At 51.6% G+C, this 7,448-nt stretch carries 7 protein-coding genes; 4 read left to right on the top strand and 3 right to left on the bottom strand.

Features of this window, described 5'->3' with window-relative positions; translation table 11 throughout:
• Window positions 1-69: 69 nt before the first annotated feature.
• Both mobB and mobA read right to left on the bottom strand, forming a co-directional pair.
• Complete coding sequence (mobB, locus tag IM267_RS06935; RefSeq protein WP_193033057.1) at window positions 70-573, bottom strand: molybdopterin-guanine dinucleotide biosynthesis protein MobB; 504 nt, start codon at window positions 571-573, stop codon at window positions 70-72.
• A complete protein-coding gene (gene mobA / locus IM267_RS06930; RefSeq protein WP_193033056.1) occupies window positions 570-1,154 on the bottom strand; it encodes a molybdenum cofactor guanylyltransferase MobA in 585 nt (194 codons plus the stop codon). The genes mobB and mobA overlap by 4 nt, the downstream gene beginning before the upstream one ends.
• Before the next feature lie 68 nt (window positions 1,155-1,222).
• On the opposite strand from mobA, the gene IM267_RS06925 reads away from it, so the two are divergent.
• The 3 genes from IM267_RS06925 to dsbA all read left to right on the top strand — a co-directional run bounded on the left by IM267_RS06925 (window position 1,223) and on the right by dsbA (window position 3,205).
• Entirely contained in the window at window positions 1,223-1,492 is a 270-nt protein-coding gene (locus IM267_RS06925; RefSeq protein WP_003861904.1) for a YihD family protein, read from the top strand.
• Between the two features lie 75 nt (window positions 1,493-1,567).
• Complete coding sequence (locus IM267_RS06920) at window positions 1,568-2,554, top strand: serine/threonine protein kinase (protein ID WP_063865407.1); 987 nt, start codon at window positions 1,568-1,570, stop codon at window positions 2,552-2,554.
• Between the two features lie 27 nt (window positions 2,555-2,581).
• Window positions 2,582-3,205 carry a thiol:disulfide interchange protein DsbA gene (dsbA, locus tag IM267_RS06915; RefSeq protein ID WP_063449666.1) on the top strand — a complete coding sequence of 208 codons (624 nt, stop codon included), beginning with the start codon at window positions 2,582-2,584 and terminating at the stop codon, window positions 3,203-3,205.
• 22 nt (window positions 3,206-3,227) lie between these two features.
• On the opposite strand, the gene IM267_RS06910 is transcribed toward dsbA, so the two are convergent.
• Window positions 3,228-4,136, bottom strand: a complete 909-nt coding sequence (locus IM267_RS06910) for an acyltransferase (protein WP_193033055.1) — start codon at window positions 4,134-4,136, stop codon at window positions 3,228-3,230.
• Between the two features lie 439 nt (window positions 4,137-4,575).
• Here IM267_RS06910 and polA point away from each other — a divergent pair, with 439 nt between their 5' ends.
• Window positions 4,576-7,368: a DNA polymerase I gene (polA, locus tag IM267_RS06905; protein ID WP_193033054.1), complete on the top strand. Its 2,793-nt coding sequence runs from the start codon at window positions 4,576-4,578 to the stop codon at window positions 7,366-7,368.
• Window positions 7,369-7,448: the final 80 nt, after the last annotated feature.

Raw genomic sequence — 7,448 nt, 5'->3', positions numbered from 1 at the left:
AGGATGGCCTTTTTGCGTTTATACGTCGAAAAGTAGGCCAGGTAAGGCGAAGCCGTCACCTGGCAGATCTCAGACTGCACACCACTCCACAATAAACTCTGCAATCACATCCACGTTATTCAAATCCAGAACCGGTACGTCCAGCGACAACACAACGTCACTGGCTACGGCAATAACATGCTCATCCAGCGTTAACTCATTTACGTTATGAACCGCATCGCTTCTGAACAGCAGGATCTTCGCAACAGCCTCATGCTTGAACCCCTCAACCAGCACCAGATCCAGCGTGGAGTGATCCATCCGGCTGACAAGATAAGCGAGATCCAGCGGTGCTTCATCCGGGGTTTCTGTCATTAACGCCCAGCGCTGGTTACTCGCCACCATCGTTTGCGCCGCGCCAGCCTTACGCAGCTCATAGCTATCTTTCCCCGGCTTATCGACGTCCATGTTATGGTGCGTGTGCTTAATCAGTCCGGGACGAATGCCTTTAGCGCAAAGTGCAGGTATCAGTTTTTTTAGCAGCGTAGTTTTCCCCGTGCCGCTCCAGGCAGAGATCGCTAAAACGGGTATCATTTCTTCTCCTGCATCATCTGCAAATCTTCCGTCGTGTTTACATTCACAAACGCCGATTTCATGTCGCTAAAATCAACGGCGTGCCCCCCTGACTGGCGCATAAATACCATTACGCGTCGCTCTCCTGATGCAAGATAAGCGTCCAGCGCGGGGATTAACGCGCGGTGAATCAATGCGATCGTTGGATGGTCGCGTTCACCGTCGTGCACCCAGACGACGGGAGCATCATCGCGCCGCTGCACCAGACGTTCAGCCAGACAGGACGGGATGAAGGGCGTATCACATGAACAAAAGAGAAACCACTCTCCGTGTGACTGCTGCATAACGGAAAGCATTCCCGCCAGCGGGCCGGGGTAGTCCACCTGGTTATCCTGATAAACCGGATATCCACTGCGCTGATAAATATCGATATGCCGGTTAGCGCTGATCGCCATCGACGACACCTGATTTGCCAGCGTATCAGCAACATGCTGCCATAAGGGGGTATTGTTCAGGAGCTGAAGACCCTTATCTTTTCCGCCCATTCGCGTTGCCCGGCCCCCGGCCAGAACGACCCCGATGATTTGCTGGCATTGATTCACGAATATCGCCTCTTTTATTGTGGGATTGACCCTGCTAACGTGTCTCTCTAAATGAAAGGAGCACTACCATGAAATGTAAACGTCTTAATGAAGTCATTGAGCTTCTCCAGCCGGCCTGGCAAAAAGAGCCAGAGCTGAATCTGATGCAATTTTTACAGAAACTGGCGAAAGAGTCAGGTTTTGATGGTGAACTGGCAGACCTTTCTGACGACATCCTGATCTACCACCTCAAAATGCGTGACTCGGCTAAAGATGCTGTAATCCCTGGCATTCAGAAAGATTATGAAGAGGATTTTAAAACCGCATTACTGCGCGCCCGAGGCGTAATTAAAGAGTAAAAGCTTGTAAGCGGAGCCACCGAAATCGCCACAAGATGATATCCTGAATCATTCGTATAATTTCCGGATGATCGGATGAACGACCAGGCTTTTACTTTCCAGACTTTACACCCGGATACCATTGTGGATGCGCTGTTCGAGCAGGGTATTCGGGTGGATTCCGGGTTAACCCCTTTAAACAGCTACGAAAACCGCGTCTATCAATTCCAGGACGAAGAGCGCCAGCGCTTTGTCGTAAAGTTCTACCGTCCGCAGCGCTGGTCCGCAGAACAAATTCAGGAAGAGCATCAGTTTGCCCACGATCTGCTGGCTGACGATGTTCCCGTTGCGGCACCGATCAAATTCAATAACCAAACGCTGCTGAGCCATCAGGGCTTTTACTACGCGATATTTCCGAGCCTGGGCGGAAGACAGTTTGAGGCGGATAATATCGATCAGATGGAATGGGTCGCCCGCTATCTGGGGCGCATTCATCAGACGGGACGCAAAAAACCGTTTGTTGCCCGTCCGACGATTGGTGTTCAGGAATACCTTATTGAGCCGCGACAGGTATTCGAAACATCGGCGCTGATCCCGAAGGCGCTTAAGGATAAATTTCTTTCGGCGACCGATAAGCTTATTGATGCGGTAAAAACCTGCTGGCGGGATGATATTACCGCTCTGCGCCTGCACGGTGATTGCCACGCCGGGAATATTCTCTGGCGTGATGGCCCCCTGTTTGTCGATCTCGATGACGCACGTATGGGGCCTGCGGTTCAGGATCTGTGGATGCTGCTCAACGGTGATAAAGCCGAGCAGCGCATGCAGCTTGAGACCATAATTGAAGCTTATGAAGAATTTAGCCCCTTTAATTCAGACGAAATTGCCTTGATAGAGCCTTTACGTGCGATGCGATTTGTTTATTATCTCGCGTGGTTAATCAGGCGTTGGGAAGACCCGGCTTTTCCCCGAAATTTCCCCTGGCTTACCGGGGAGGATTACTGGCGCAGCCAGATATCCACATTTACCGAGCAGGTTAAGGTTCTTCAGGAACCCCCTTTGCAATTAACGCCGATGTATTAATTGGACACACTCAGGAGAGAGTTAATCATGAAAAAAATTTGGCTGGCGCTGGCTGGTATGATTCTGGCATTTAGCGCAACTGCTGCGCAGTTTACCGACGGCAAGCAGTACATTACGCTGGACAAGCCTGTTGCTGGCGAGCCTCAGGTGCTGGAGTTCTTCTCCTTCTACTGCCCGCACTGCTACGAGTTTGAGCAGGTGCTTCATGTTTCTGACAACGTGAAGAAAAAGCTGCCGGAAGGCACCAAAATGACGAAATACCACGTTGAGTTCCTTGGCCCATTGGGTAAAGACCTGACGCAGGCGTGGGCGGTGGCGATCGCGCTGGGTGTGGAAGATAAGATCACCGCACCTATGTTTGAAGCGGTACAGAAAACCCAGACCGTACAGACCACGGCAGATATCCGTAAAGTATTCGTGGATGCCGGCGTGAAAGGTGAAGACTACGACGCAGCCTGGAACAGCTTTGTGGTGAAATCTCTCGTGGCACAGCAGGAAAAAGCTGCCGCGGACTTCCAGTTGCAGGGCGTGCCGGCGATGTATGTTAACGGCAAATACCAGGTGAATATGCGTGGTATGGACACGACCAGCATGGATATCTTCGTACAACAGTACGCTGATACCGTGAAACACCTGGTTGAGAAAAAGTAACAAACATAAAGAAAAACGCCGGTCATTGACCGGCGTTTTTGTATGAAGATTTAATCTTCGCTATCTGTTCGTCTTTCTCTTTCCAGAGTGTATTAAGCCAAAGCTGGAAACGACGTTTGAAGTTCTTATCGTTTACGTAATCACCGTGCAGCGCCGCATCTACGGGCACCAGATCAACGCGGACTACGATACGTGTCAGCCTGCCGCTGAGCATATCGTAGAACGGCGTCCTGTCGTTTTCCGGATAGCAGAGCGTTACGTTCAGCAACTTATCAAACTGCTCACCCAGCACGTTGAGCGCCATCGCGATACCCGCGGCCTTTGGCGGCAATAGATTCTGATAGGGAGAGCGCGTCTGCTGTCGCTTCTCTTCGGTAAAGCGTGACCCTTCGACGAAGTTAACGATGGTGGTGGGATGCGCGCGAAACTTCTCGCAAGAACGGCGTGTGGTTTCCACATCCTTACCGCGGCGTTCCGGATGACGAATTAAATAGCTGCGTGAATAGCGTTTCATAAACGGCATATCCAGCGCCCAGCAGGCCAAACCAATGAAGGGCACCCAGGCCAGCTGCTGCTTCAGGAAGTACTTATTCATCGGAATGTGTTTGCGAAACAGCACACACAATACAACGATATCGGCCCAGCTGTGGTGATTGCAGATCAGCAGATACCAGTGCTTTTTGTTCAGCTTCTCCAGGCCCTGAACATCCCACTTCAGCCAGGGGTTCAGATACAACAGGATCGCCAGCCCTTCACACCAGCAGTACATCATAAAATTACAAAAAGCAGACACTGCGCGCCATACCGGAGGGACGGGCAGCAGGAGCTTAATTATTCCGGCAACGATGATTGGCACAGAACAGGCGATGGTAACCAGAATAGTTAAAATGACGCTTAGCAATAATGTTATCGCAGCGAGTAGTCTCGACATAATGAATATTTTCAGATAGTTAGCTGTAATTGAGCAGCCGGCTATCCGGTGCTGGGCGCCGATCTTATCAGAAATACGCCCAGACCAGGGCGCTTTCACACGAAGAGGCTGTTGCTTTTCCTGCTATGCAGCAAAATTCTCTATATAGACACGTTGCTTAAGGCTTATATCCACATAGACTAAATAACCACCAGTGGGAAGGGATCTTAAGCGATCTCAATTCAACCAATTGTTTTTATTAAATAAATAAGTTTGCCTCATCAGCTTTATTGAACTGTTATTCACCTGTATTAAAAATATGCACAAACTTATCCACAGTTTGATTTTGCGAGCGATCTTCACGATCGCAAAATCTTTTTCTGTATAAAGCGCTAAAACCTGATGTTTTCATCCTTCTGTGGCATCCTTTACCCATAAATTCATAACAGGCACGGACATTATGGTTCAGATCCCAGAAAACCCACTTATACTCGTCGATGGCTCTTCTTACCTGTATCGGGCGTATCATGCGTTTCCTCCTCTGACCAACAGCGCAGGGGAACCTACCGGCGCAATGTACGGCGTGCTGAATATGCTGCGCAGCCTCATTCTGCAATATCACCCAACCCATGCGGCCGTTGTGTTTGATGCGAAGGGTAAAACCTTCCGCGATGAATTATTTGAGCATTACAAATCTCACCGTCCTCCCATGCCTGACGATCTGCGTGCACAGATTGAACCGCTGCACGCTATGGTGAAAGCGATGGGGCTGCCATTACTGGCGGTCTCAGGTGTTGAAGCTGATGACGTAATAGGTACTCTGGCGCGCGAAGCGGAAAAAGCTGGCCGCCCGGTCCTGATCAGCACCGGTGATAAAGATATGGCGCAGCTGGTAACGCCGGGGATCACGCTGATCAACACCATGACCAATACCATTCTTGGCCCGGAAGAAGTTGTCGCCAAATATGGCGTGCCGCCAGAACTCATTATTGATTTCCTCGCCCTGATGGGGGATTCCTCAGATAACATTCCTGGCGTGCCGGGCGTGGGCGAAAAAACGGCTCAGGCGCTGCTGCAAGGGCTGGGTGGGCTGGATACGCTGTACGCAGAGTCCGACAAAATTGCCGGGCTTACCTTCCGTGGCGCAAAAACCATGGCCGGAAAGCTCGCCGATAACAAAGAGGTGGCTTATCTCTCTTATCAGCTGGCCACCATCAAAACCGACGTAGAGCTGGAGCTTACCTGCGAGCAGCTTGAAGTGCAGGAACCCGCGGCAGACGAACTGCTTGGCCTGTTCAGAAAATACGAATTTAAACGCTGGACCACGGATGTCGAAGCCGGGAAATGGCTTCAGGCGAAAGGGGCAAAACCTGCGGCGAAGCCGAAAGAGACCCTCGTCGTTGATGCTGAAGAGCAGGAAGAAGAGGCGGCGGCAGCGCTCTCCTTCGACAACTATGAAACCCTCCTTGAGGAATCACAGCTCGTCGCCTGGATTGAAAAGCTGAAAAAAGCACCCGTGTTTGCTTTCGATACCGAAACGGACAGCCTCGATAACATTTCTGCCAATATGGTGGGCCTGTCCTTCGCAACGGAGCCGGGTATTGCAGCCTATGTTCCGGTAGCGCACGACTATCTGGATGCGCCGGAGCAAATCTCCCGCGAGCGTGCCTTAGAACTGCTGAAGCCGATTCTGGAAGACGAGAACGCGCTGAAGGTGGGGCAAAACCTGAAGTACGACCGCGGTATTCTGCAAAACTACGGCATTGAGCTGCGTGGTATCGCTTTTGACACCATGCTGGAATCCTACATTCTGGACAGCGTGGCGGGCCGCCACGATATGGACTCCTTATCTGACCGTTGGCTGAAGCACAAAACCATCACTTTTGAAGAAATTGCCGGTAAGGGTAAAAATCAGCTGACCTTTAACCAGATTGCGCTGGAAGAAGCTGGCCGCTACGCCGCGGAAGACGCTGACGTCACGCTACAGCTGCACCTTAAAATGTGGCCAAAATTGCAGAAGCACGAAGGGCCGCTGAATGTGTTCCAGAACATTGAGATGCCGCTGGTGCCGGTGCTGTCCCGCATTGAGCGTAACGGCGTTAAAATCGACCCAACCGTACTCCATAACCACTCTGGCGAGTTGGCGCAGCGACTGACCGAGCTGGAACAGAAAGCGCATGAGCTGGCGGGCGAGGCGTTCAACCTGTCGTCCCCGAAACAGCTGCAAACCATCCTGTTTGAAAAACAGGGTATTAAGCCGCTGAAGAAAACCCCGGGTGGCGCTCCTTCAACCTCTGAAGAGGTGCTGGAAGAGCTGGCGCTGGACTATCCGCTGCCAAAAGTTATTCTGCAATACCGTGGTCTGGCGAAGCTGAAATCGACCTATACCGACAAACTGCCGCTGATGATCAACCCGAAAACGGGCCGCGTACACACCTCTTATCATCAGGCCGTGGCGGCGACCGGGCGCCTTTCATCAACCGATCCTAACCTCCAGAACATTCCGGTGCGTAATGAAGAGGGCCGCCGTATTCGCCAGGCTTTCATTGCGCCAGAGGATTATCTGATTGTTTCCGCAGACTACTCGCAAATCGAACTGCGCATTATGGCGCACCTGTCGCGTGATAAAGGCCTGCTGACGGCGTTTGCCGAAGGGAAAGACATCCACCGGGCAACCGCTGCCGAAGTGTTTGGGCTGCCGCTGGAGAGCGTGACGAACGAACAGCGTCGTAGCGCAAAAGCGATCAACTTTGGTCTGATTTACGGTATGAGCGCCTTTGGCCTTTCACGTCAGCTCAACATTCCGCGTAAAGAGTCGCAGAAGTATATGGATCTCTACTTCGAGCGGTATCCGGGCGTGCTGGAATATATGGAGCGCACCCGCGCGCAGGCGAAAGAGAAAGGCTACGTTGAAACGCTGGACGGTCGTCGTCTCTACCTTCCGGACATCAAATCCAGCAACGCCGCGCGCCGCGCGGGTGCTGAACGTGCTGCGATCAACGCCCCGATGCAGGGCACGGCCGCAGACATCATTAAACGTGCGATGATCGCCGTTGATGCCTGGCTGGAAAAAGAGAAACCGCGCGTAAAAATGATCATGCAGGTACACGATGAACTGGTATTTGAAGTTCATAAAGACGACCTGGATACGGTCTCACAGAAAATCCATGAACTGATGGAAAACAGCATGAAGCTGGACGTTCCGTTGCTGGTGGAAGTAGGCAGCGGCGAAAACTGGGATCAGGCTCACTAAAGGTTCACGGAACAACGCGCGTTTTATGTAAGTAAGCAACATAAGAACGCGCATTTTGTGACGATCATTAGAATTCCCTA

The sequence above is a fragment of the Enterobacter cloacae complex sp. P15RS genome, assembly GCF_014895905.1.
GTDB lineage: Bacteria > Pseudomonadota > Gammaproteobacteria > Enterobacterales > Enterobacteriaceae > Enterobacter > Enterobacter quasihormaechei.
The sequence above is the reverse complement of the archived record's forward strand: the minus strand, read 5'-3'. Positions and strand labels throughout refer to the sequence as shown.

What these genes read in the sequence shown, in the direction of transcription:
- mobB (WP_193033057.1), bottom strand. Translation starts at nt 573, where the DNA reads ATGATACCCGTTTTAGCGATCTCTGCCTGGAGCGGCACGGGGAAAACT.
- IM267_RS06925 (WP_003861904.1), top strand. Translation starts at nt 1,223, where the DNA reads ATGAAATGTAAACGTCTTAATGAAGTCATTGAGCTTCTCCAGCCGGCC.
- IM267_RS06920 (WP_063865407.1), top strand. Translation starts at nt 1,568, where the DNA reads ATGAACGACCAGGCTTTTACTTTCCAGACTTTACACCCGGATACCATT.
- dsbA (WP_063449666.1), top strand. Translation starts at nt 2,582, where the DNA reads ATGAAAAAAATTTGGCTGGCGCTGGCTGGTATGATTCTGGCATTTAGC.
- IM267_RS06910 (WP_193033055.1), bottom strand. Translation starts at nt 4,136, where the DNA reads ATGTCGAGACTACTCGCTGCGATAACATTATTGCTAAGCGTCATTTTA.
- polA (WP_193033054.1), top strand. Translation starts at nt 4,576, where the DNA reads ATGGTTCAGATCCCAGAAAACCCACTTATACTCGTCGATGGCTCTTCT.